Source organism: Mesorhizobium sp. B3-1-9, assembly GCF_006439595.1.
Classification (GTDB): Bacteria; Pseudomonadota; Alphaproteobacteria; order Rhizobiales; family Rhizobiaceae; genus Mesorhizobium.
On the sequence record NZ_VFTJ01000001.1, the window covers coordinates 60,051 to 84,499 of the forward strand.

Consider the following 24,449-nt stretch of genomic DNA (forward strand, 5'->3'; position numbering starts at 1 on the left):
GGCCCTCTAAGGTCATCATGCTTGGCGATCTCGCCAACAATTCGGATCGATTCAATTTGAAAGCGCTTTGAGGCTGGAGGCCTCCGATGAACCTCAAGCAACTCTCGCATATGCTGTCACTCTCGCAGACCACGGTGAGCCGGGCGTTGAACGGCTATCCCGAGGTGAATGAGGAAACCCGGCGCCGGGTGATGGATGCGGCCAAGCGCCATGGCTACCGGCCGAACCCCAGTGCGCGCCGGCTCGCCACCGGCAAGTCGGGGATGATCGGCTATGTGCTGCCGACGGGCGCCGCCGTCGACATCGACCCGCACTTCGTCGAATTCCTCTCCGGCCTTGGCGACTATGCCCGCGCGCACGAGCTCGACCTCGTGCTTTCGCCTGCCGATGCCGACGACGAAGAAACGACCTACCGGCGCATCGTCGCCAACCGCCAGGTCGACGCCGTCTACCTGTCCTCGCCGCGGCCGGCCGACAAGCGGCTGGCGCTGGTCAACACGCTGGGCATCCCTTTCCTCGTCCATGGCCGCAGCGAAGGTTTCGACTTCGACTATCCCTATCTCGACATCGACAATGAGGGCGCCTTCCACGAAGCGTCGAGACTGCTGATCCAACTCGGCCACAAGCGCCTGGCGCTGATCAACGGCAACGACCGCGAGACCTTCGCCATCCACCGCGAGCGCGGCGTGCGCCGGGCGCTTGCCGCAAGCGGGCTGACGCTCGGCGAGCGCCACATCCGCTCGGTTACGATGACCGAGGAGAACGGCTATCGCGCCGCCCGCCGCCTGCTTGAGGAGGCTGAGCCGCCGACGGCGATCGTCTGCTCCAGCCTGATCATGGCGCTGGGCGTCGTGCGCGGTGTGCGCGATCTGGGTCTCACAATTCCGGGCGACCTGTCGCTGGTCGCCCATGACGACGTCTTCCCCTGGCTGCGGCCGGAGAATTTCCCGGTGCCGCTGTCGACCACGCGCTCCTCGATCCGGCTTGCCGGCGCGCGTGTCGCCGAGCGCCTGGCGGCGCGCATATCGGGGCTGGAGGAGGGCGCGCGGGGAGAGGTCTGGCCGGTCGATCTGGTGGTGCGGGGATCGGTGGCGGGGGCGCCGGTATAGGGCCTGATCCAACAGCTTCGCCGCTGCCTCCTTCCGGGCAACTGTCGTGGGACAACGGTCCGCCTTCGGCTGCTCCTGATGTTTGACGGCGACAACCAGTAAGCCAGACTGTCAACCAGCTCCTCAGAGTGCGCCATTGCCCACATTCCCGTTCACCGAAGCGGATCCAATCCAATACCCTGGTCCTCCGCCGAACACTTCAGAAGTGGTGATCGTCGGTGGCGGTATTATCGGCGTAACGACGGCCCTTTTCCTCGCGGCCCGGAACATTCCAGTGACGCTGCTGGAAAAAGGCCGCGTCGCGGCTGAACAGTCCTCGCGAAACTGGGGGTGGATCAGAAAGCAGGGACGAGACGCGGATGAACTGCCGATTGTCATCGAGGCTTCCCGCCTGTGGCGGCAACTGGCCGAGGAATGCGGCGAAGACATCGGGTTGAACCAGACAGGCGTGACCTATCTGGCGAATGCCGACAAGGACATGGCCGGCTTCGAAGCGTTCATGAAGATCGCCGCGATCCATGAGCTCGACACGCGCCTTCTGGACGCCGACGAAACCGCAAAACTCATCAGCGGCATGTCGCGCAGGTTCAAGGGCGCGATGACGACGCCCTCCGATATGCGCGCGGAACCTTGGTTGGCGGTGCCCGCGTTAGCGCGGCTTGCCGTTCGAAAAGGCGCCAGGATCGTCGAGAATTGCGCCGCGCGGACCCTCGAACTCTCGGCCGGCAGGGTCAAAGGCGTGTGGACCGAGGCGGGATATATCGGGGCCTCCACCGTGTTGGTCGCGGGCGGCGCCTGGTCATCCCTCTTCTTGCGAAGACACGGCGTGGCCATCCCCCAGCTCAGCGTCAGGGTGACCACAGCTGCCACAGAACCCATGCCTGAGGTCTATGCAGGCGCGGCCGCCGACGATCACATCGCCTTCAGGCGCAGGCAGGATGGCGGATACACGCTCGCCGCGGGCGGCAGCCACTTGCTTTACCTGGGGCCCGACGCATTCCGGCACGCCACCCAATATCTTCCCGCTCTCAGGGACAATCCGTTCGGAACGCGCTATTTCCCGTTCGCTCCATCGGGCTACCCCGATGGCTGGTCGACCCCCCGCGATTGGGCGCCGGATTCCGCAAGCCCTTTCGAAAGAATGCGCGTGCTCAACCCAGCCCCTGAGCCGGCAAAGCTTCGCTCGATCGAGCGCAATTTCAAACAGCTTTTCCCCCGGTTCGAGACGGTTCGCCTGAAGGCCGGCTGGGGCGGTATGATCGACGCCATGCCCGACGTCGTCCCCGTTGTCGATCGGGTCCAGGCAGTCGGCGGTCTTTTCGTCGCGACGGGAATGAGCGGCCACGGATTCGGCATCGGACCTGGCATCGGTCGCGTCGTCTCCGACATGATCCAGGGAAATGAAACCGGCCACGACCTCAGCCGTTTTCGGCTGTCGCGTTTCTACGATGGAAGCCCCGTCCGGCTGGGTCCGGCTCTTTGAACCGGTCGCGCGCAGTCGGCAACAGTCGGTCGACTGCCCGGATTCACTACTTCGCCGCCTCAGCCGCTTTCGTATCGATCAGCCCATAGCCAAAATCATTGTCCCGCCCCTTGGGGCCGAGATCCTTGGCCGTTGCCGCCAGCGCCTTCTCGATCTCGTCGGCCGAGCGGTCGGGCGCGGCGTGGATCAAATTGGCGATGGCGCCGGACACGATCGCGGCGGCGAAGGAGGTGCCGGTCACCACGTCGGAGCCGGCGCCGCTCGGCGCCACCATCTCCACGCCCGGCGCCGAGATGAACACATAGGCGCCGCGATTGGCCTGCGGCATCAGCCCGTCCTTGGCGTCGGTGGCGGTGACGGCGATGACGCCGTCGAAGGCGGCCGGATAGCCATAGGGCGCCTTCGGCCCGTTGTTGCCGGCGGCCGCGACCAGCACGATGCCGAGCGCCCGGGCGTTACGGCAGGCGGTGCCGAGCAGGTCGTTCTTCGGCCCGACGAAGCTCATATTGATGATGCGTGCGTCCTGTTCGGCGGCCCAGTCCAGCGCCGACAGGATGACATCCATGGTCGACTTGCCGCCTTCGAAGGCGCGCGCGTGATAGATCCTGGCGCCCGGCGCCATGCCTTCCAGCGGGCCGACGCCGGCGATCAGCCCGTCGACCGAGGTGCCGTGGTCGCGCTTTTCGATCGGCACGTTGGGCATCGCGTCGTATTGCTCGGCGATGACGCCGGCGAGCGCCGGATTGGTGTCGTCGATGCCGGTGTCGATGACGGCGATGCGCACATTCTCGCCGCTCGCCTGTTTTGAATCGAGCGCGATGCGGTCGAAGGCGTAATTCACGACACCGGCCGCTTGCTGAAGCGTGTAGATGTGGTTCGGTTCGCGGCGCTGCGTGCGCCCGTCCGCGGCAAGCTGCGCCAGCACCACGCCGACGGGCCGCCCGTCGGTGATGCCGAAGCGCACCAGCGTGGTGCCGAGCAGCCGCGACTGGCGCTGCGAGCGCACCTGCAGGCCGAAGGAATTGGCGATCTGCTGCACCACGCCGGCATCGCCGTCGACGGTCACCAGCACCTCGTCGGGCACGAATTCGCCGGCAATCGCGCGCGGCGGCTCGGCCAGGTTGAGACCGTGCGGCACCGTGGCGGGTCCATTCGGCGTCGGCGCTGGCGCCGCGTTACCGGAACCGTTCGACGATGATGTTCCATTGGACGGCGCGGGCGTTTGTGGGGCCGCGCCGGCGGGCGCGTTCGGGAACAGGTCGACGATCAGCGCCGGCAGGAACACCGCGCCGCCTGTGGCGCCGCCAGCTCCCGGTTTCTCGCCATTATTCGCGGTGCCGCCGTTCTTGTCGCACCCGACGCCCGCCGCTGTCGTGCGGTTCAGGCAGTCGACCTCGGTCTGCGAAAGATTCGGATCGTTGGTCTGCGCAAACGCAGGGGCGGCGGCAAAGGCCGCCGCCGCGAGGAGTGCCGCATGCAGAATGACCGCCTTAGCCGCCATCGACCGGTTTCCTTCCCTGGATCACCGTATCGGCGAAAGGCTGGGCCGCAATAAGGCCGACGAGCTTGTCGTAATCGGCCGCACTGCTCACCGGAATGGTCAGGTGAAAGACGCCGTCGGCGGTCGGCCCGCCGGCGATCTTCAACCCGTTCTGGTCGAGGAAGGCGGCGATATCGGCCATCTTGGCATCCGGCTTGAACTTGACCAGCGCGAAAGGCAGCTTGGCGAGGTCGTCCTGAGCGCCGGCCACTTCGAAGTCGTTGCCCTTGCCGCCCGGCTGTTCGAACGACTGCACGATGACCAGCGCAAGCAGCGCCGCGGCCGCGGCCCAGGCGATGCCGGCAGGCATTGCCGTCACCCGGCCGAAAACCTTGGCGAGCCACGATTGGCCGGCCGGCGCGCGCGCCGGGCCGGCCTCGGCGTCGAGCGCCTTGGCGAACCGGCTGAGCGCGTCGGCGGGCGGCCGGATCGCCTCGTTGGCGGCGGCGGCACCGGAGAACTCGGCCTCCGCTTCGCCAAGCGCATTCATTGCCGCCGGATCGGTGGCCAGCCATTCCTCGACGGCCTCCAGTTCGGCGCCTTCCAGCGAGCCGTTCAGGTAGAACGGCAGCAGCGTTTCCATCTCGTCGCGGCGCGACATCTTTTCTGCGGCGCTCATGGCCAACCCCTGTCGTAACCGGCGGCCCTGAGGGCTTCGCCGAGTTTCTTGCGGGCGTAGAACATCCTGGTCTTGACGGTCGCGACCGGGATGTCGAGCACCTCGCCGATCTCGGTCACCGACTGGCCATGGTAATAGGCAAGGTCGATCACCGTGCGGTGTTCTTCCGGCAAGGCATCGATGAAGCGGCGCAAGGCGGCGGCTTTGTCTTCCTTCATGGTCACGACTTCCGGCGTGTCGGCGCCGTCGGGAACTTGCGCCGCGTCGTCGTCGTCGATCCAGTCTTCCTTCTTCTTGCGCAGCATGGACAGCCCCTTGAAGCGGGCGATGCCGAGCAGCCATGTGGAAACTTCAGAACGCCCCTCGAAGCTGGGCGCCTGTTTCCACAGCTCCAGAAAGACCTCGTTCGCGATATCGTCGGCCATCATTTCCGATCCCGTCTGGCGCGCCACGAAGCGGTAGATCCGCGCGTGGTGACGCATGAACAGGAGCCGGACGGCGGCCCGGTCGCCCTTCGCGACCCGGTCAACAAGCGCGCGATCGGTTTCCGTCGCCGCGTTCATGGCCGGTCGAGCCGCCTGGCTCCTCGAAGCTCTGTCGCTGATCGGTCCAAAAAGGTTCATCCTCCGCCAAGGAATTTTCGGAGGCTAACCGAAGAGAGGGGAGGTTGCCAGAGGGGGCGCTTCTCCTACTCCTTCCCGGCGATAGGCCTAGACGCCTATTGCTTCGTCATCCTAGGGCGAAGCAAGGAGCGAAGCGACGCGGCGCAGACCCTAGGATCCATTCCGTGACGTCAAGGCATTGATCCCGTTGCAGAACTTTCTCAGTTGCACCCCTCGCGCGAGGTCACGGAATGGATCCTCGGGTCTGCGCGTCCGCTTCGCTCCCGCTCCGCCTGTGGATGACGAAGTTGCTTGGCCTTCGCCAATCTCCAACGTTGCAACGGGAGAAGGGGGAACTAAACCAAGAACACCTTCGCCTTCATCGTCTCGGGTATCGCCACCCCAAGCCGGCTCAGCACCGTCGGCGCGAGCTGCAGCTGATCGAGCAGCGTGTCGGCTTGCGGCCCCTTCGCCGGGCCGAAATAATAGAGCGCGAAATCCTGCATCTCGTCGTCATGGCCGCCATGATGGCCGCGGTCCGTCTGGCCATGGTCGGCCGTTACGATCACTTCATAGCCGGCTGCGCGCCATTGCGGCAGGAAGGCTGCCAGCATCGCGTCCATCGCGTAGCAGGCATGGTCCATCTCGTGACAGTCATGGCCGAAGCGATGGCCCATCGAGTCCAGCGTGCAGGTGTGGAGGATGCCGTAATCGATGCCGTGGCGCTTCGCCAGCATGGTCAGCGTCGCGAACAGGTCGACGTCGCTCGGCGTCATCTGGTTCTTGAGATTGTAGCCGGTCATGGTGTGGAAACGGCCATGCGTGATCGGCCCATCGGGCTCGTCGAACTCCATGTCCTCGACCAGGTCGAACGGGTACGAGCGGAAGAATTCCGACCAGTAGGAATGGGTCACCGCGCCCGTCCTGCCGCCGGCCTTGCTGACTTCCGAGAAGATATCCGGCTGCGTGACGCGAAAGCGGTTCTCGTTGGAAAGGATGCCGTGCACCTGCGGCGTGACACCGGTGTGGATCGAGGCGTAGCAGCAGGCCGAGGTCGACGGCAGCACCGAACGCATCTTCCAGACCTGCGCTTCGCCGGACTGCGCCCAGCCCCCGAGGTTGCCCATCAGCCGGCGCCAGTTCCGGTAGGGCACGCCGTCGAGGATGATGAGCAGCAGTTTGGATTTGAGCGCCACGGCGGTTCCCATGATCATGCATCGAAAACGGAAGCGCCGCGTGCCAGGCGACACGCGGCGCTTCTTAGGACTAGCCCGATATCAGGCGTTCAGCCAGCACTCGTTGAGCGCATAGCCGTCCATCATCTCGCCATTCGGGTTCTTCACCCAGCCGCTGACCTTCTTGGTGTTGGCGGCGTCGACGAACTGGTTGAAGAACGGCACGATCAGGCCGCCTTCGTCGCGCATCAGCATTGCCATGTGGCGATAGATCGCCTTGCGCTTGGCCTGGTCCAGCTCGGCGCGGGCCGTGTAGAGCATCTTGTCGAATTCGGGCCGCTTGAAGCGCGTGTCGTTCCAGTCGGCGGTCGACAGATAGCCGGTGGAATACATCTGGCCCTGCGTCGGCCGGCCGCCCCAGTAGGAGAGCGAGAAGGGCTGCTTGTTCCACACTTCCGACCAGTAGCCGTCGCCCGGCTCGCGCTTGATCTCTATCTTGATGCCGGCCTTGGCGCAGCTCTGCTGGTAGAGCTGGGCCGCATCGACCGCCCCGGGGAAGGCGACATCGGAAGTGCGCAGCAGGACCGGGCCGCTATGGCCCGACTTCTTGTAGGCCGCGGCCGCCTTTTCGGGATCGAACTTGCGCTGCTCGATGTCGGAGGAAAACAGCGGATAGGCCTCGTTGATCGGGAAGTCGTTGCCGACCGAGCCATAGCCGCGCAGGATCTTGTCCAGCATCTCCTCGCGGTCCATCGCCAGCTTCAACGCCATCCTGAGGTCACTGTTGTCGAAGGGCGCGGTGTCGCAGAACATGTTGAAGGGGTAGTAGCCGCGCCCGGCGACGTTCTCGATGCTGACGCCCGGCATGCGCTTCACCAGGTCGACGACCTTGGGTTCGACGCGGTTGATGAGATGCACCTGACCGCCCTGCAGCGCCGCAAGCCGGGCCGTCGGGTCGTTGATGACGACGATCTCGATCTGGTCGGCATGGCCGGCCTTGTCGCCGCGCCAGTAATTGGCAAAGCGCTCGCCGCCATGCTTCACGCCGGGCTGGTTGACGCTGACCTTGTACGGACCGGCGCTGATGCCGGCATTCGGGTTGTCCTTGCCGCCATTCGGCTGGATGACCAGATGGTAGTCGGCCATCAGATAGGGGAAGTCGGCATCGGCGTCGCCGAGCGTCACCACCACGTCCTTGCCATCGGCCTTGATGGTCTTGATGTTCTTCAGAACGCCGAGCGCGCCGGATTTCGACTTCTCGTCGGCGTGGCGCTCGAGCGTCGCGACAACGTCTTCCGCCGTTACCGTCTTGCCGTTGTGGAATTCGATGCCGTCGCGGATCTTCATCGTCCAGGTCTTGGCGTCGGCCGAGGCGCCGATCTCCTCGGCAATCAGGTTCTCTACGCCGCCCTCGGGCGTCAGCCGCACGAGGAACTCGCCCCACTGCTTGCAAAAATTGTAGGTCACCTGGCTGAGGTTCAGCGCCGGATCGAGGCTGTTGGTCGATTCGCCGCCCTGCAGGCCGGCCTTGATGATACCGCCCTTCACCGGCGTCGCGGCAAAAGCCTTGCCAGCCAGCGTCGTAGCCAGCGCCGCCGAGGCGCCGAGCGCCGCCGCGCGGCCGAGGAAATCGCGCCGCGAGATCCTGCCCTTGCCGGCGAGTGCGGCGAGATGGTCGAGTTCGGTCTGCATGTCCTGCCCCCTTTTTGAGATTGGTTTGCTGTGGGCTCTACCTGCCCGCGGCCGATCTTTCCCGCTGCGCATTGCAGCCGCATGACAGCTTCTGGTTCGGGCTGACTTTCGTGGGCTAATTTCCGGCGCTCGCCATGCGCCGGCCCTTGATCGCCTTCTCCAGCCAGCCGATCTCCATTTCCGGCACGGAGGAGAGCAGCAGGTCCGTATAGGCGTCGAAGGGCGGCGTCAGCACTTTGCTCCTGGAGCCGTAGCGAACCACCTCGCCGCGATACATGACCGCGATCGAGTCGGCGATCGACTTCACCGTCGCCAGGTCATGCGTGATGAACAAATAGGCGACCTTTTCGTGCTGCTGCAGGTTCAGAAGCAGCTTCAGGATGCCGTTGGCGACCAGCGGGTCGAGCGCCGATGTCACCTCGTCGCAGATGATCAGTTTCGGCTTGGCGGCGAGCGAGCGGGCGATGCAGACGCGCTGCTTCTGCCCGCCGGACAGCTCGGCCGGATAGCGGTCGACAAAACCCTTGCCCATCTCGATCTCGTCGAGCAGTTCGGCGACGCGCTTGTCGCGCTCGCGTCCCTTCATGCCGAAATAGAACTCCAGCGGCCTGCCGATGATGGTGCCCACCGTCTGGCGCGGGTTCATCGCTACGTCGGCCATCTGATAGATCATCTGCAATTGACGCAGATCCTCCTTCGGCCGGTCGGAAAGCCGGTTGGCCAGCGGGCGCCCATCGAAGGTCACCGTGCCTTGCTCGGGCGGCAAAAGCCCGGTGATGGCGCGCGCCAGCGTCGACTTGCCGGAGCCGCTTTCGCCGACGACGGCCAGCGTCTGTCCCGGATAGATGTCGACAGAGACGTTCTTCAGGACCTTCACATGGCCGCCGCCATAGGCGGCGGTGACATTCTTCACCGACAGGAACGGCGTTGAGCCGGGCTGCTGTTCCTGGTGCTCGATCTCATGCACCGAAACCAGCGCGTTGGTATATTCCTGGCGCGGTTCCTTGATGATCTGCCGCGTGCCGCCCCACTCCACCAGCCGGCCGTGGCGCAGCACCATGATCTCGTCCGACACCTGGGCGACGACGGCAAGGTCATGGGTGATGTACAAGGCGGCCACATGGGTGTCGCGGATGGCGTCCTTGATCGCCGCCAGCACGTCGATCTGGGTCGTCACGTCGAGCGCCGTGGTCGGCTCGTCGAAGACGATGAGGTCGGGCTCCGAGCAGAGCGCCATCGCCGTCATCACGCGCTGCAACTGGCCGCCGGAAACCTGGTGCGGGTAGCGCTCGCCGATCGTTTCAGGGTTGGGCAGGCTAAGCTTCTTGAACAGCGCAATGGCCCGCTTCTCGGCCTCGGCGCGGTTCGCGGTACCATGCAGCAGGGTCGCCTCGACCACCTGGTCGATCAGCTTGTGCGCCGGATTGAACGCCGCCGCCGCTGACTGCGCGACATAGCACACCTCGCGTCCGCGCAGCGCCCGCACGCCCCTTGGTCCGGCCTTCATGATGTCGCGGCCGTTGAGGATCACCTCGCCGCCGGTGATGCGCACGCCGCCGCGGCCATAAGCCATGGACGACAGGCCGATGGTCGATTTGCCGGCGCCGGATTCGCCGATCAGGCCGAGCACCTTGCCCTTTTCGAGCGTCAGCGAGACATCGTGGACCAGCGTGATGGTCTTCGGCGTCTCGCCCGGCGGATAGACGGTCGCCTCGATGCGCAGGTTGCGGATGTCGAGGAGCTTGCCCGAGCTTGCCTGCCCGGACTTCGCCTGCCCGGACTTCGCTTGATTGCCAGCCATCAGCCACGTCCTCCCTTCAGGCTCGTCGTGCGGTTGAGCACCCAGTCGGCGACGAGGTTGACCGAGATCGCCAGCACCGCGATCGCCGCGGCCGGGATCAGCGCCGCCGGAATGCCGAACACGATGCCGTCCTTGTTTTCCTTGACCATGCCGCCCCAGTCCGAATCCGGCGGCTGCACGCCAAGCCCGAGGAAGGACAGCGCCGACAGGAAGAGCACGGCGAAGATGAAGCGCACGCCAAGCTCCGCCACCAGCGGCGACAGCGCATTGGGCAGGATCTCACGGAAGATGATCCAGGCCTTGCCTTCGCCGCGCAGTTTGGCCGCCTCGACGAAGTCCATGACGTTGATGTCGACGGCGACGGCGCGCGACAGGCGATAGACGCGGGTGGAGTCCAGAATGCCCATGACCAGGATCAGCGTCAGCGTGGTCGTCGGCAACACCGATAGCACGACGAGGCCGAAGATCAGCGTCGGGATCGACATCAAAAGATCGACGAAGCGTGACAGCAGCGTGTCGAACCAGCCGCCGAAGACAGCCGCCGTGAAGCCGAGGATCGAGCCCAGAGAGAAGGACAGCGCAGTCGCCGCCACCGCGATCTCCATGGTTATGCGCGCGCCGTAGATCATGCGTGAGATAAGGTCGCGGCCGAGATTGTCGGTGCCCAGCCAATGAGCGGCCGACATCGGCTCCCAGACGTCGCCGACGATCTCGCCATTGCCGTGCGGCGCGACCCAAGGCGCGAAGATGGCACAGAACGCAAAGAAGCCGGTCAGGATAAGCCCGACCCAGGCGGTGAACGGGATTTGTCGTAGCGCCATTCGCCTCAGTTCCCCCTTTGGTCGTCTTGCATCCGGCCCGTCATTTCGGATGCCCCCGTCATTTCGGATGCCTAAGCCGCGGATTGGCCACGATGGCGGCGATATCGGCGACGATATTGAGCGTGATGTAGACTGCGGCGAAGATCAGGCCGACCGCCTGCACCACCGGCACGTCGCGCTTGGCGACATGGTCGACCAGATACTGTCCCATGCCCGGATAGACGAAGATCACCTCCACCACCACGACGCCGACGATAAGATAGGCGAGGTTGAGCATGACGACGTTGACGACCGGCGCTATCGCGTTCGGGAAAGCATGCTTGCGGATGATGTCGAAGGCCTTCAGCCCCTTCAATTCTGCCGTCTCGATATAGGCCGACTGCATGACGTTGAGGATCGCCGCGCGCGTCATGCGCATCATATGGGCGAGCACCACCAGCGTCAGCGCGGTCGCGGGCAGCACGACGGCCTGCAACCTTTCGAGGAAGGGAGTCGAGTCATCCACCGTCGAGATGCTGGGGAAGATCTGCCATTTCACGGCGAAGAAATAGATCAGCACATAGCCGATGAAGAATTCCGGGAAGGAGGTCGAGGCCAGCGCCAGCCCGGAGATCAACTTGTCGACGAAGCCGTTGCGGTAGCGCACCGCGATCAGACCGAGGACGATCGCCAGCGGCACGGCGACGATCGCGGCGCAAGCCGCCAGGAACAGTGTGTTCTTCAGCCGGGTGCTGATCGAGGTCGCGATGTCCAGTCCGCTCGACTGCGCCGTGCCGAAGTCGCCATGCAGGATGCCCCAGAGCCAGTGCACGTAGCGCAGCCACGCCGGATCGTTCAGCCCGAGCTGTTCGCGCAGGTTCGCCAGCGCCTCCGGCGTCGCCGACTGGCCGAGGATCGCCTGGGCGACGTCGCCCGGCAGAATCTGCGTGCCGGCGAAAATAAGCACCGAAACGGCCAAAAGAAGAACCAGACCCAGCAAGACGCGCTGAGCGACCAATCTCAGGATCGGAGACGACATCGGCTACCTGCAACGGTGAAGAAGGGACGGCGCCCGCCTTTCGGGCGGGTCATGAAAACGGGGAAGGGCCGGCCTGCGCCAGCCCTTCCCTGATCCTTCATCAGGCCTGCAGCCAGCACTCGATCAGGGCATGGCCGTTGCTGAGTTCCTGCGCCGGGTTGTCGATCCAGCCTTCGACGCCCTTGCCGGTCGCGTCGACGAACTGGTTGAAGAACGGCACGATCAGGCCACCTTCGTCGCGCATGACCTCGCCCATGTCGCGGTAGATCTTCTTGCGCTTGGCTTCGTCGAGCTCGCCGCGCGCCGCGAGCACCATCTTGTCGAAGTCCGGGCGCTTCCAGCGGGTGTCGTTCCAGTCGGCGGTCGACAGATAGGCGGTCGAATACATTTGGTCCTGGGTCGGACGGCCGCCCCAGTAGGACAGCGAGAAGGGCTGCTTGTTCCAGACTTCGGTCCAGTAACCGTCGCCCGGCTCGCGCTTGATCTCGATCTTGATTCCGGCCTTGGCCGCGCTCTGCTGGTAAAGCTGGGCCGCATCGACCGCGCCCGGGAAAGCGACGTCGGAGGTGCGCAGCAGGATCGAGCCGCTATGGCCCGACTTCTTGTAAGCCGCGGCCGCCTTTTCGGGGTCGAACTTACGCTGCTCGAAATCGCCTGCGAACAGCGGGTAGGCCTTGTTGACCGGCATGTCATTGCCAACCTCGCCGTAGCCGCGCAGGATTTTGGTCAGCATCTCCTCGCGGTCCATGGCGAGCTTCAGCGCCATCCTGAGATCGTTGTTGTCGAAGGGCGCGGTGTCGCAGAACATGTTGAAGGGATAGAAGCCGCGGCCCGAGGCGGCGCGGATGGTGACGCCCGGCAGCCGCTTGACCAGGTCGACGATCTTCGGCTCGACGCGGTTGATCATGTTGACCTGGCCGCCCTGGAGCGCGGCCATGCGCGCCGTCGGATCGTTGACGACGACGATCTCGACCTGATCGGCATGGCCGTATTTGTCGGGCTGCCAATAGTGGTCGAAACGCGCGGCGGTGTGCTTCACGCCGGGCTGGTTGCCGGTGATCTTGTACGGCCCGGTGCCGATGCCGGCGTCCGGCTTGTCCATGCCGCCATTCGGCTGGATGATCAGGTGATAGTCCGCCATCAGGTAAGGCATGTCGGCATTCGGGTCCTTCAGCGTGACCACGACATTGCCGCCATCGACCTTGATGGTGTCGATGCTCTTCAGGACGCCGAGCGCGCCGGATTTTGACTTCTCGTCGCTGTGGCGCTTCAGCGTCGCCACGACGTCGTCCGGCGTTACTTCCTTGCCGTTGTGGAACTGGACGCCCTTGCGGATCTTCATCGTCCAGGTCTTGGCGTCGTCCGAAGAGCCGATTTCTTCGGCGATGAGGTATTCGACGCCGCCGCCCGGCGCGAGCTCGACCAGCGTTTCGCCCCAGCATTTGCCGAAGGCGAACGGAACCTGGCTAAGGAAGGTCGCCGGATCGAGGCTATTGGTGGATTCACCGCCCTGCAGGCCGGCCTTCAACGTGCCGCCTTTGACCGGACCGGCCGCACGAACGGCCTTGGAGAGCAGCGAGTTTGCAACGGTGGCGGCGACGCCGAGCGCCGCGGCGCGACCGAGAAAATCGCGACGGCTAAGTTTTCCGGCCGCGACTCGCCGGCTGAGATAGTCGAGTTCGTTGGACATTACGGTTCCTCACTCTGGATATCCGACCTTAGGGTCGTTTCTTGCTATTGGAGGAGATAATGACCGTAAGGGAAAGCGGCAGGCAAGACCGAATGCGACATACCGTGGCGTAAATCGCACGTCGCATTTGGCCCAATCTGCCCTGGCTCAAACCAGGGCGCGGGGAATCGCCTGCTCGAAGCCGCGCTCGAAGACCAGTTTTTCACCCTCATAGGCTTCGATTCTGGCGCTGACGATGAAGTTGCCGGCGTCCGATCGCATCTCGGCAAAAGTTTCGGTCCGCACCGACCATTCATTGCGCGACAATGTCTGCGTCCAATGCGTGGCTCCGGTGGCCGACAGCGGGTCATCGGGATGGATCGTCCATGTCTCGCGCACGATGCTGCCATTGACCAGCCCATGGTCGAGGTCGCGCACCTCGCCGAAATCGTCTGTTATGGAAAGCGTGACAAGACCGGTCTTCTCGTCGCGGCCGACGTGGCGTTCGGAATTCGCCGGCCGGATCGTCTCGGTCGCCCAGGGTGTCGCGCCTTCCGGCTCTGGAAACGAAACCTCATTGCCTTTCGCCAGCGGGCGCAACGGCAGCTTCAGCGTCGCCTTCGCGAGATCGAGCCGCACCGACTCCGGCGAGGGCCAGATCATCGGCCAGTAGGCGGTCGAAACGGCGACGCGCAATTTGTGGCCGGCTGGCATCCGGTAGGCGCATTGGTCGAGCACGACGCGCGCCGAAACCGTCTCGCCGGGAATTAGCGCTTGCGGAAATTCATGCGAGTTTCGGTGCGTGAGATTGAGCACACCATAGGAGATCAGCTCCGAGGCCCCATCGGGATGCACGTCGCAGAGGCGAACCGCGATGTTGGCCTTGGGTCGATCGGAAGCAACCCGGACCTCGAGCTCCGGCGCCCCGACGATGTCGATCGCCTCGCCGAGTTCAGGCTGGTCGAAACAAACCGAAAGCGCGTCATCGGGACGCTGGTCGCCCGGCAATTCCGGTCCGAAGGTGAAGGGAAAATACTCGCCGCCGGCAAGCCCGCAGGTCTGCGGCGACGCGACAATCGACGGCTTTGCGCCCGCGGAAATGAGTTCGATCGCCTCGACCTTGATGTTTGAGGACGGCCATTCCTGTTCCGCGACCCAGCGGCCCGGCCGCTCGGGATGCCAGCGCGCCGGCCGCACACTATCCATGACATAGGCGCGATAGTCCGGATCGGCCTCGACGCCGGTCTCCGCGCCCTTCAGCCAGCGGTCCCACCAGCGCAACGCCTCCTGCAGGAAGCCGATGGCCGGATTGGGCCCGGCGTAATGCGGGTATTTGTGGATCCAGGGGCCGACGATGCCTTTGACCGGCGATTGGATGCTGGTGACGAGATTGGAGATGGTGTTGCGGTAGCCGTCATGCCAGCCGCCGATCGACAGCACGGCCGCTTTCACCGCCGAAAAATCCTCGCAGATCGAGCCGCGCTTCCAATAGGCGTCGCGATGCTGGTGGCTGAGCCAGAGCGGCAGGAGAAAAGACTGGTTCTCGAGCCGGCTGAGCCACAGGTCGCGCCAGCGATTGCCGCCGGCGATCGCCGGGTCCGGCGGCCGCGACGAATAGGACAGCATCGTCGAGGCCCAGCCGAAATTTTCCAAGAGCAGGCAGCCGCCCTTGTAATGGATGTCGTCGGCATAGCGGTCGACGGTCGAGCACAGGCTGATCACCGCCTTCAGCGCCGGCGGCTGTTTCGCGGCTACCTGCAGGCAGTTGAAGCCGCCCCAGGAAATGCCCATCATGCCGACATTGCCGTTGCACCAGGGCTGCGCCGCCGCCCAGGCGATGACGTCGCAGGCATCCTGCAGTTCCTGCTCGGAATATTCGTCGTCCATCAGCCCTTCGGAATCGCCATTGCCGCGCATATCGACACGGATCGAGGCGTAGCCGTGGCCGGCGAAATACGGATGGGTGAGTTGGTCGCGAAAAATGGTGCCATCGCGCTTGCGGTAGGGCAGGTGCTCGAGGATCGCCGGCACCGGATTGTCCGTCGCGTCCTCGGGCATCCAGACGCGCGCCGACAGCCGGCAGCCGTCCGGCATGACGATGCCCATATCGGGAAATTCGACGACTTTTCGGGGGAATTCGGTGACGGTTTTCATGGGGCGCATAACGCCCCGCTGCGCTGCGACTTTCAATCGCCATTCGCGACTGGAGCAGCGAAATATGCGACCTGGGTCGTTAGCGAACGCACCCTCCGATCATCCAGCTATTCTTGTATCTCTCGATTAATTTGTGTATTACGTTTATTCACGTGGCCTGACGCAGACACACTGGATGATCTCGCCTGAAAATCGTTTGGGATGAGCCAAAACGGGTGACGAACCTCGCAAACCGGGGTCTCGACTTCTCCGATCTCGATATCGAGTTTTTTGCCACGTCAATCGTCCTCCCGGCCAAGGCCGGTCGGCTGAAGGCGATTGGAGAATTTGGAGAGATCATTCTCGCCGTGATCTTCAAGCCGCTTGGTTCCGAAGCGATCTCGGTGATCTCGATGCGTCATGCCAGCCGAAAGGAAAGGTCCGTGTATGAGCAACACTAAGTCACACATTCGGCGGCTTACCGATGCCGAGGAAGCCGAAATTCAAAGACAGATTGCTGCTGATCCCGAGGACGGGGAGGCGACCGACGAACAGCTGACACAAGCCAAGCCTTTCGCGGAAGTGCTCCCGGAGCTTTTCGAGAGCATAAGGCGTTCCCGTGGCCGACCGACCCTGGAGAAACCAAAGCAAGTCGTCTCCATCCGCCTGGACCAGGATGTCGTCAGAAAATTCAAGGCGACCGGCAAGGGCTGGCAGGCAAGGATAAATGAAGTGCTGAAAAACGCGAAGGTAAGGTAGGCTATACGCGTCAGTTCAGCGGAATGTCGTTCTCGGCCTTGCTGGCCTGATAGGCGCCTGACAGCTCCTCATAACGCGTCGAAATCCTGCCGATGCGCGCTTCCAGACGGTTGCGTTCGGCCTCCGGCAACGCCCGCACCAGCCTGCGGATGGAGAAACTTTTCCAATAGGCGTTCTCGGCATTGTAGCCGCCGGGGTCGAGGGTGAAGACCTCTTTCAGGATCTTGAGGTCGTGCGGGATTGCAAAACTGTCGCGTGAATCCTCATGGCTGAACAGGTAGTAGAAATTGTCGAAGCCGGTCCAGGTGATCGCCGACAGGCAGAGCGAGCAGGGCTCGTGGGTGGCTATGAATAGCGCGTCCTTGGTGTCGACGCGCTCGGCTTTTGGCATTTCGTAGAAGCGCTTCAGGCAATGCACCTCGCCATGCCAGAGCGGGTTTTCGATCTCGTTGTTGGTCTCGGCCAGCACCAGCGAGCGGTCGTCTTTCCGCAGGATCGCGGCGCCAAACAGCTTGTTGCCATGGGCGACGCCTTCGGCGGTCTTGGGCACGATGTCGTGCTCGATCACGTCGAGCAGGCGGTCGATCAGCGAAATGTCGGTCATGGAAATCGCGAGCTTTCAGGAGAGGTGGATCTCGTATGGATGCGAGAAATAAAATTCTTCGAGATTGGAGCCGTCGCCGCCGCGGTCGACGATGAGGAAATCCTGTTCCTCGCCGATCGGCGTGAGCACGCCGTGCCACAGGTTGCGGCGGTAATTAATGCCCTGTCCCGGACCGGCGAGAAAGGCATGCGGCTCGCCCGGCCCATCCTCGCTGTCGTGGCAGACGACCACCAGGAACGGTCGCGGCGACAGCGGGATGAAGGCCTGGCTCCCAAGCGGATGGCGCTCGACCATGGTGAGCTTCAGCGGCATCTCATAGGGCGTGCCGCGCACCATCGAGATCAGCACGCGCGCATTCGGTCCGGCGGCCTCCGCCGTGGCGAGGTCGTGATAGCGCATCGCCTTGCCAGCATTGATCGGGTAGCGGTTGTCGCCGCCCATGTCGATGACGTCGCCGAAGGGCGCGAAGTTCTCGCGCGTCAGCGGTCGGGCGACGATGCGGCTCACCGCGCCTTGCCCCCAAGATAGCCGCCAAGCCTGGCATGACGATTGACGTCCTTGTACAGCAGATAACGGAAATTACCCGGGCCGCCGGCATAGCAGGCCTGCGGGCAAAAGGCGCGCAGCCACATGAAGTCGCCGGCTTCGACCTCGACCCAGTCCTGGTTGAGGCGGTAGACCGCCTTGCCTTCGAGCACATAGAGCCCGTGCTCCATGACATGCGTCTCGGCGAAAGGGATGACCGCGCCCGGCTTCAGCGTCACAATGGTGACGTGCATGTCGTGGCGCATGTCGGCTGGGTCGACGAAGCGGGTCGTTGCCCAGCGCCCCTCCGTGCCCGGCATCGGGCTCGGCGCCACATCCTGGTCACTCGAGAAGAAGGCTTCCGGCGCGTCGAGGCCGTCGACAGCCTCATAGGTCTTGCGGATCCAGTGGAAGCGGGCAGCAGTGCCGCTTTCGTTGCGCACCGTCCAGCCACTGGATGGCGGCAGGAAGGCGAAGCCGCCGGGGGCAAGCACGTGTTCTTTGCCGGCAAGCGATACGGTGAGTTCGCCCTCGACGACGAACAGCACGCCCTCGGCGGCGGCATCGAGTTCCGGCCGCCCGCTGCCGCCGCCGGGCAGAACCTCGACGATGTATTGCGAAAAGGTCTCGGCGAAGCCCGACAGTGGCCTTGCGATGATCCAGGCCCTCGTCTTGTCCCAGAACGGCAGCGGACTGGTGACGATGTCCTGCATCACGCCCCTGGGGATGACCGCATAGGCTTCGGTGAAGACGGCGCGGCCGGTCAAAAGCTCGTTCTGGCCGGGATGGCCGCCATGCGGGGCGTAATAGGTTCGCTCGGCAGTCTTGATCATATCCATGGGGTCCTGGCCCTCAAAACATTACAATGGAAGCATGTCTTTCAGCCGAAGCAGGGCGATGCGTTCGACCTGTCTGCAGGCGGTTTCGAACTCGGTGCCGCGGCTGTTGCCGATCCGCGCCTCGAACTCCGCCAGGATTTCGTCCTTGCTCTTGCCCTTGACCGCGATGATGAAGGGGAAGCCGAAGGTGGTGACGTAGGCGGCGTTGAGTTTCGAGAACAGCTCGCGCTCCTTGTCGGTCAGCGCATCGAGCCCGGCTGAGGCCTGCTCCTTGGCCGATTCCACTGTCAGGCGCTTGGCCTTGGCCAGCTTGCCGGCGAGGTCCGGGTGGGCGTTCAGCACGGAAAATCGTTCGGCTTCGCTCGCCGCGCGGAAGACGCGGCAGAGCGCGTTGTGCAGGCCGCCGGCGCTGTCATGCGCAGGGCCGAGCTCCAATTCGTAGGCGCGCTCGGCGATCCAGGGCGAATGCTCGAACACGCCGCCGAAGGCATGTACGAATTCCTCGAATTCCATCCGCGACGGACGCAGCGCCGGCGCCTCGTAGGGGTGCGTTTCGCGCCAGTGTTTGGCGATGTCGATGCGCCGCGTCAGCCATACCTTGTCGTGCGACTTCACATAGTCGACGAAGCGCTTCAATGCCGCCACCCGCCCGGGACGGCCGACCAGCCGGCAGTGCAGGCCGATATTCATCATGCGCGGCCGGCCTGCCTTGCCCTCGGCATAGAGCGTGTCGAAACTGTCCTTCAGATAGGCGAAGAACTGGTCGCCCGAGTTGAAGCCCTGCGGCGTCGCAAAACGCATGTCGTTGGCGTCGAGCGTGTAGGGGATGATGAGCTGCGGTTTCTCCAGCCCGTCGCGGTCGAACCAATAGGGCAGTTCGTCATCATAGGTGTCGGAGACATAGTCGAAGCCGCCTTCCTCGGCGACGAGCCGCACCGTGTTGACCGAGGTCCGGCCGGTGTACCAGCCGGTCGGGCGCGCGCCGGTGACCTCGTAATGCAGCTTGATCGCCTCTTCGAGATCGCGCCGCTCATCCTCGGCCGCATGGTCGCGATAGTCGATCCATTTCAGCCCGTGCGAAGCGATCTCCCAACCAGCCTCCTGCATGGCGGCCACTTGGTCGGGCGAGCGCGCCAACGCCGTGGCGACGCCGTAGCAGGTCACCGGCACCTGCGCTTCGGTGAACAGCCGGTAGAGCCGCCAGAAGCCGGCCCGCGCGCCATACTCGTAGATCGATTCCATGTTCCAGTGCCGCTGGCCGACCCAGGGAGCCGCCCCAACGATCTCCGAAAGGAAGGCCTCCGAAGCCTTGTCGCCATGCAGCACGCAGTTCTCGCCGCCTTCTTCATAGTTGACGACGAACTGCACCGCGACATGCGCGCCGGCGGGCCATTTCGGGTCCGGCGGATTGGCCCCATAACCGCGCATGTCCCGATCGTAACGCATTGCCACTCCTGCCCGATGGTTGAGATGAAGATATCGAAAGGAGTGCGCACGCATTCCCCCGAAAATTTTTGAAAGTGCTTTTTGCCGCACTCCGCTCGACCGGGGCTTATGCATCGCCTTTAATTGGCGCACAATCGACCTGAAACGTACCGGGATGGGAGGCGGCCAGTGGCAGAAACGTCGAAAGCCGATGGCGGGCGTCTGACGACCCACGTGCTCGACACCGCGACCGGCCGGCCGGCAAAAGGACTGTCGATCGAGCTTTTCCGCATCGAAGGCCAGAGCCGCACGCGTCTCAAGACCGTGACCACCAATGACGACGGCCGCTGCGATGCGCCGCTGCTGGCCGACGCCGATTTCCTTACCGGCGAATATGAGCTGGTCTTCGCCGCTGGCGACTATCTGCGCGGCCAGGGTATCGACCTGCCCCAACCCGCCTTTCTCGATATCGTGCCGATCCGCTTCGGTATGGCGGAGCAGCGGCATTATCACGTCCCGCTCTTGATTTCGCCCTATGGCTACTCGACCTATCGGGGGAGCTGAGACATGGCTGAGACCCGCAATCAAATACGCTTTATCCTGAACGGCAGCGACGTGGCTCTGAAGGATGTCGCGCCCGATGCGACGCTACTCGACTGGCTGCGGCTCAACCGCTCTCTGCGCGGCACCAAGGAAGGTTGCGCCGAGGGCGACTGCGGCGCCTGCACGGTGTTGGTCGGCAAGCTCTCCGCCGAAGGTCTGGTCTACGAAAGCGTGAATGCCTGCATCCGCTTCATGGGCTCGCTCGACGGCACGCATGTCGTGACTGTGGAGCACCTGCGCGGCGACGGTGAGAAACTGCATCCGGTGCAGCAGGCGATGATCGATTTCCACGGCTCGCAATGCGGCTTCTGCACGCCGGGCTTCATCATGTCGCTCTACGGGCTCTGGATGAAGACCCCCGATCCGTCCAACGCCGCGATCGAAAAGGCGCTGCAGGGCAATCTCTGCCGCTGCACCGGCTACGAGGCCATCATGCGCGCCGCGCACGCCATTTCGAGCTACGGCAAGGCGGCTAAGGATCCGCTGGCGGTGGAGCGCAAGGACATCACCGCGCGGCTGAAGGTGTTGCGTGATGGCGCCAGGGTCGAGATCGGGTCGGGCAAGGCGCGATTGATCGTGCCGGCCAGCGTCGACGATTTCGCCGCTTTGCTCGAAAGCGAACCGGGCGCCACCATCGTCGCCGGTTCGACCGATGTCGGCCTGTGGGTCACCAAGCACATGCGCGACATCTCGCCGGCGATCTTCATCGGTGGCCTCGACGGCTTGCGTACGACGTCGGAGAAGGATGGCGTCATCACCATCGGCGCTGGCGTCACCTACACCGAAGCCTTCGAGACGCTGTCGAAGCGCATCCCGGCACTGGGACCGCTGGTCGACCGCATCGGCGGCGAACAGGTGCGCAACATGGGCACGATCGGTGGCAACATCGCCAACGGCTCGCCGATCGGCGACACGCCGCCGCCCTTGATCGCGCTCGGCGCGCAGCTGACGCTCCGCAAGGGCAAGGCGCGTCGCACGATACCGCTCGAAACCTTCTTCATCGCCTATGGCAAGCAGGACCGTCAGCCCGGCGAGTTCGTCGAAGCAATCCAAGTGCCCGTGCCGGCAAAGGGAACGAAGTTTGCCGTCTACAAGGTCACCAAGCGCCGTGACGAGGATATCACCGCGACGCTCGGGGCTTTCTACCTGACCTTGGCCAAGGATGGCACGGTGGCCGACATCCGCATCGCTTATGGCGGTATGGCGGCGACACCGAAGCGCGCCGGCGCGGTTGAAAAGGCGCTCGCCGGCAAGCTCTGGACCGAAGCGACCGTGGGGGCCGCGATGGCCGAATACACCAAGGATTTTTCGCCGCTCACCGACATGCGGGCGACCGCCGAATACCGGGCGCTGGCAGCGAAGAACCTTTTGCTACGGTTTTATATCGAGACGACCGGAACGAAGGCGCCGTTCCAGGTCTCGCGCAACGAGGCGGCCTGATGCGTCCGCAATCCAACATATCGAGGCAAAGCGCCGGGCGGTCGCGAGTAGCGTCCTTCTCCCCGTTCACGGGGAGAAGATGCCGGCAGGCAGATGAGGGGCAGCGCCATCGTCGATCGTCTCGCGCGAATTCGTCAACGTCAGCGCTGCCCCTCATCCGACCCTTCGGGCCACCTTCTCCCCGTGAACGGGGAGAAGGAAAGGAGGCTGAATGAACAAGCACGCCACACCCAGCCTCAAGGCTGAAAAGATCGTCGGCGGCGTCGCCACCGACCAGCGGCACGATTCCGCGCACAAGCATGTCAGCGGCACCGCCGTCTATATCGACGACATGCCGGAGCCAGCCGGCACGCTGCATGTCGGCCTCGGCCTCTCCAAGGTCGCGCACGGCGCGTTGAAGAGCGTCGACCTGTCGGCTGTGCGCTCGGCGCCCGGCGTGATCGATGTGCTGACCTATGTCGATGTCCCCGGCGAGAACGATGTCTCGCCGAGCAACATGCATGACGATCCGGTGCTCGCCGAAGCCAACGTGCAGTTTTACGGACAGCCGATCTTCGCAGTGGTTGCCGAGACGCGCGAGGAAGCGAGACGCGCCGCGCGTCTCGCAAAAATCGAGTATGACGAGCTTCCGGCCGTCATCGACATCTGGAACCTCGATCCGGTCAAGGACAGGCAGGTCACCACGCCGCTGACCCTGAAGCGCGGCGATGCCGCCGCGGCGATCGCGGCGGCTCCCCGCCGCATCAAGAACCGCATGTGGCTCGGCGGCCAGGACCACTTCTATCTCGAGGGCCAGGTTTCGCTGGCAATCCCTGGCGAGGACGACGAGGTGATCGTCTATTGCTCGACGCAGGGCCCGAGCGAGACGCAGCATCTGGTCGCGCATGCGCTCGGCGTGCCGAGCCATGCTGTCACGGTCGAAGTGCGCCGCATGGGCGGCGGCTTCGGCGGCAAGGAAACCCAGGCCAACCAATGCGCGGCGATCGCCGCCATTGCCGCCAAGAAATTGAAGCGCGCGGTGAAAATCCGGCTCGACCGCGACGAGGACATGACCGCCACCGGCAAGCGGCATGATTTCGCCATCGATTATGAAGTCGGCTTCGACGATGAGGGCAACATCCTCGGCGTCGACTTCACCTACGCGCTGCGTTGCGGCTTTTCCGCCGATCTGTCCGGTCCGGTCGGCGACCGCGCGCTGTTCCACTGCGACAACGCCTATTTCTATCCGGCGGTGCACGCCAAGTCGGCGCCGCTCTACACCAATACCGTCTCCAACACCGCCTTTCGCGGCTTTGGCGGCCCGCAAGGCATGGTCGGCGCCGAGCGCGTCATCGACGAGGTGGCCTTCGCCGTCGGCAAGGACTCGCTCGAAATCCGCAAGCTGAACTTTTACGATCCCATGGAGGCGATCGGCGAGCGCAGCATCACGCCCTACCACCAGAAGGTCGAGGACTGCATCATCCAGCGCATCGTGGCCGAGCTGGAGGAAAGCGCGAACTATGCGCGGCGCCGCCGCGAGATCAGCGCCTTCAACAACAACAGCCGGTTCGTCAAGCGCGGGCTGGCGATGACGCCGGTGAAGTTCGGCATCTCATTCACCAAGACGGAGGCCAACCAGGCCGGCGCGCTGGTGCATGTCTATGCCGACGGTTCGGTCCACATGAACCATGGCGGCACCGAGATGGGCCAGGGCCTGCATCTCAAGGTGGCCCAGGTCGTGGCGGAAGAATTCCAGATCGATCTCGACCGGGTCAAGATCACCGCGACCACCACCGCCAAGGTGCCGAACACCTCGCCGACGGCCGCGTCTTCCGGCGCCGACCTCAACGGAATGGCGGCGCAGGACGCCGCCCGCCAGATCCGCAAGCGGCTGACCGACTTCGCCGCCGACAAATACCAGGTGCCGCACGACCAGGTCGTGTTCCTGCCCAACCGGGTGCGCGTCGGCAATCAGGAAGTGGCCTTCAATGATCTTGTCAAGCAGGCCTATATCAACCGCATCCAGCTCTCGGCGGCCGGTTTCTACAAGACGCCGAAGATCCATTGGGACCGTAGCAAGGGCCGCGGCCATGCCTTCTACTATTACGCCTATGGCGCGGCCTGCTCGGAGGTCTCAGTCGACACGCTCACCGGTGAATATGTCGTCGAGCGCACCGATATCCTGCACGACGCCGGCCGCTCGCTGAACCGGGCGATCGACCTCGGCCAGATCGAGGGCGGGTTCATCCAGGGCATGGGCTGGCTGACGACGGAGGAATTGTGGTGGGACGATAGCGGCCGGCTGCGGACGCATGCGCCGTCGACCTACAAGATCCCGCTCGCTTCCGACCGTCCAAAGATCTTCAACGTCAAGCTGACCGACTGGTCGTCGGCCTATGAGCCGACCATCCACCGCTCAAAGGCCGTGGGCGAGCCGCCGCTGCCGCACGGCATGTCGGTGCTGCATGCGCTGTCGGACGCGGTCGCGAGCGTGGCCGACCACAAGATCTGTCCGCGCCTGGACGCGCCGGCGACGCCGGAGCGGGTGCTGACGGCGATCGAGCGGTTGAAGCGGGAAGCCGAAAAGCCGGCCTAAAACGTGCAATTCGGCCG

At 64.1% G+C, this 24,449-nt stretch carries 21 protein-coding genes; 7 read left to right on the top strand and 14 right to left on the bottom strand.

The window, feature by feature from the left end; genetic code table 11:
• Window positions 1-86: 86 nt before the first annotated feature.
• Complete coding sequence (locus FJW07_RS00265) at window positions 87-1,109, top strand: substrate-binding domain-containing protein (RefSeq protein ID WP_140853692.1); 1,023 nt, start codon at window positions 87-89, stop codon at window positions 1,107-1,109.
• 136 nt (window positions 1,110-1,245) lie between these two features.
• Window positions 1,246-2,592 (top strand): FAD-binding oxidoreductase, encoded by a 1,347-nt coding sequence (locus FJW07_RS00270; RefSeq protein WP_140853694.1) that lies wholly within the window; start codon window positions 1,246-1,248, stop codon window positions 2,590-2,592.
• Window positions 2,593-2,638: 46 nt separating this feature from the next.
• Here the strand turns inward: FJW07_RS00270 and FJW07_RS00275 are convergent, their stop codons facing one another.
• The 10 genes from FJW07_RS00275 to FJW07_RS00320 form a co-directional block, all read right to left on the bottom strand.
• The gene (locus FJW07_RS00275) at window positions 2,639-4,093 is read right to left on the bottom strand and encodes a S8 family serine peptidase (protein ID WP_140853696.1); all 1,455 of its coding nucleotides are present in this window, start codon (window positions 4,091-4,093) and stop codon (window positions 2,639-2,641) included.
• Window positions 4,083-4,751, bottom strand: a complete 669-nt coding sequence (locus FJW07_RS00280) for an anti-sigma factor (RefSeq protein ID WP_140853698.1) — start codon at window positions 4,749-4,751, stop codon at window positions 4,083-4,085. The genes FJW07_RS00275 and FJW07_RS00280 overlap by 11 nt, the downstream gene beginning before the upstream one ends.
• The gene (locus FJW07_RS00285; RefSeq protein ID WP_140853700.1) at window positions 4,748-5,314 is read right to left on the bottom strand and encodes a sigma-70 family RNA polymerase sigma factor; all 567 of its coding nucleotides are present in this window, start codon (window positions 5,312-5,314) and stop codon (window positions 4,748-4,750) included. Before FJW07_RS00285 ends, FJW07_RS00280 begins: the two co-directional genes overlap by 4 nt.
• Window positions 5,315-5,709: 395 nt before the next feature.
• Window positions 5,710-6,549 (bottom strand): alkaline phosphatase family protein, encoded by an 840-nt coding sequence (locus tag FJW07_RS00290; protein ID WP_140853702.1) that lies wholly within the window; start codon window positions 6,547-6,549, stop codon window positions 5,710-5,712.
• Between the two features lie 81 nt (window positions 6,550-6,630).
• On the bottom strand, window positions 6,631-8,220 hold the full coding sequence (locus tag FJW07_RS00295; protein ID WP_140853704.1) for an ABC transporter substrate-binding protein: 1,590 nt from the start codon (window positions 8,218-8,220) through the stop codon (window positions 6,631-6,633).
• A gap of 115 nt (window positions 8,221-8,335) precedes the next feature.
• Complete coding sequence (locus FJW07_RS00300) at window positions 8,336-10,021, bottom strand: ABC transporter ATP-binding protein (protein WP_140853705.1); 1,686 nt, start codon at window positions 10,019-10,021, stop codon at window positions 8,336-8,338.
• On the bottom strand, window positions 10,021-10,842 hold the full coding sequence (locus FJW07_RS00305; protein ID WP_140647142.1) for an ABC transporter permease: 822 nt from the start codon (window positions 10,840-10,842) through the stop codon (window positions 10,021-10,023). Before FJW07_RS00305 ends, FJW07_RS00300 begins: the two co-directional genes overlap by 1 nt.
• 58 nt (window positions 10,843-10,900) lie before the next feature.
• Window positions 10,901-11,860, bottom strand: a complete 960-nt coding sequence (locus FJW07_RS00310; protein WP_140647141.1) for an ABC transporter permease — start codon at window positions 11,858-11,860, stop codon at window positions 10,901-10,903.
• 100 nt (window positions 11,861-11,960) lie between these two features.
• Window positions 11,961-13,550: an ABC transporter substrate-binding protein gene (locus FJW07_RS00315; RefSeq protein WP_140784935.1), complete on the bottom strand. Its 1,590-nt coding sequence runs from the start codon at window positions 13,548-13,550 to the stop codon at window positions 11,961-11,963.
• Window positions 13,551-13,697: 147 nt separating this feature from the next.
• Complete coding sequence (locus FJW07_RS00320) at window positions 13,698-15,683, bottom strand: CocE/NonD family hydrolase (RefSeq protein WP_140853707.1); 1,986 nt, start codon at window positions 15,681-15,683, stop codon at window positions 13,698-13,700.
• A 185-nt stretch (window positions 15,684-15,868) separates the two neighbouring features.
• Here FJW07_RS00320 and FJW07_RS00325 point away from each other — a divergent pair, with 185 nt between their 5' ends.
• Complete coding sequence (locus tag FJW07_RS00325) at window positions 15,869-16,123, top strand: BrnT family toxin (protein ID WP_140784933.1); 255 nt, start codon at window positions 15,869-15,871, stop codon at window positions 16,121-16,123.
• On the top strand, window positions 16,110-16,421 hold the full coding sequence (locus tag FJW07_RS00330; RefSeq protein WP_140647137.1) for a BrnA antitoxin family protein: 312 nt from the start codon (window positions 16,110-16,112) through the stop codon (window positions 16,419-16,421). Before FJW07_RS00325 ends, FJW07_RS00330 begins: the two co-directional genes overlap by 14 nt.
• 10 nt (window positions 16,422-16,431) lie before the next feature.
• On the opposite strand, the gene FJW07_RS00335 is transcribed toward FJW07_RS00330, so the two are convergent.
• From FJW07_RS00335 to puuE, 4 genes are read right to left on the bottom strand one after another with little or no spacing between them, the layout of a single operon-like run.
• Window positions 16,432-17,025: a nucleoside deaminase gene (locus FJW07_RS00335; protein ID WP_140853709.1), complete on the bottom strand. Its 594-nt coding sequence runs from the start codon at window positions 17,023-17,025 to the stop codon at window positions 16,432-16,434.
• Between the two features lie 15 nt (window positions 17,026-17,040).
• Window positions 17,041-17,532: an ureidoglycolate lyase gene (locus FJW07_RS00340; protein WP_140647135.1), complete on the bottom strand. Its 492-nt coding sequence runs from the start codon at window positions 17,530-17,532 to the stop codon at window positions 17,041-17,043.
• A complete protein-coding gene (locus FJW07_RS00345) occupies window positions 17,529-18,389 on the bottom strand; it encodes a bifunctional allantoicase/(S)-ureidoglycine aminohydrolase (protein WP_140853711.1) in 861 nt (286 codons plus the stop codon). The genes FJW07_RS00340 and FJW07_RS00345 overlap by 4 nt, the downstream gene beginning before the upstream one ends.
• 21 nt (window positions 18,390-18,410) lie before the next feature.
• Window positions 18,411-19,835, bottom strand: a complete 1,425-nt coding sequence (gene puuE / locus FJW07_RS00350; RefSeq protein WP_140853712.1) for an allantoinase PuuE — start codon at window positions 19,833-19,835, stop codon at window positions 18,411-18,413.
• A 168-nt stretch (window positions 19,836-20,003) separates the two neighbouring features.
• Here puuE and uraH point away from each other — a divergent pair, with 168 nt between their 5' ends.
• The 3 genes from uraH (at window position 20,004) to xdhB (ending at window position 24,432) form a co-directional block, all read left to right on the top strand.
• Window positions 20,004-20,378, top strand: a complete 375-nt coding sequence (gene uraH / locus FJW07_RS00355) for a hydroxyisourate hydrolase (RefSeq protein ID WP_140647132.1) — start codon at window positions 20,004-20,006, stop codon at window positions 20,376-20,378.
• Between the two features lie 3 nt (window positions 20,379-20,381).
• The gene (gene xdhA / locus FJW07_RS00360; RefSeq protein WP_140853714.1) at window positions 20,382-21,857 is read left to right on the top strand and encodes a xanthine dehydrogenase small subunit; all 1,476 of its coding nucleotides are present in this window, start codon (window positions 20,382-20,384) and stop codon (window positions 21,855-21,857) included.
• Window positions 21,858-22,068: 211 nt separating this feature from the next.
• Window positions 22,069-24,432 carry a xanthine dehydrogenase molybdopterin binding subunit gene (xdhB, locus tag FJW07_RS00365; protein WP_140853716.1) on the top strand — a complete coding sequence of 788 codons (2,364 nt, stop codon included), beginning with the start codon at window positions 22,069-22,071 and terminating at the stop codon, window positions 24,430-24,432.
• Window positions 24,433-24,449: the final 17 nt, after the last annotated feature.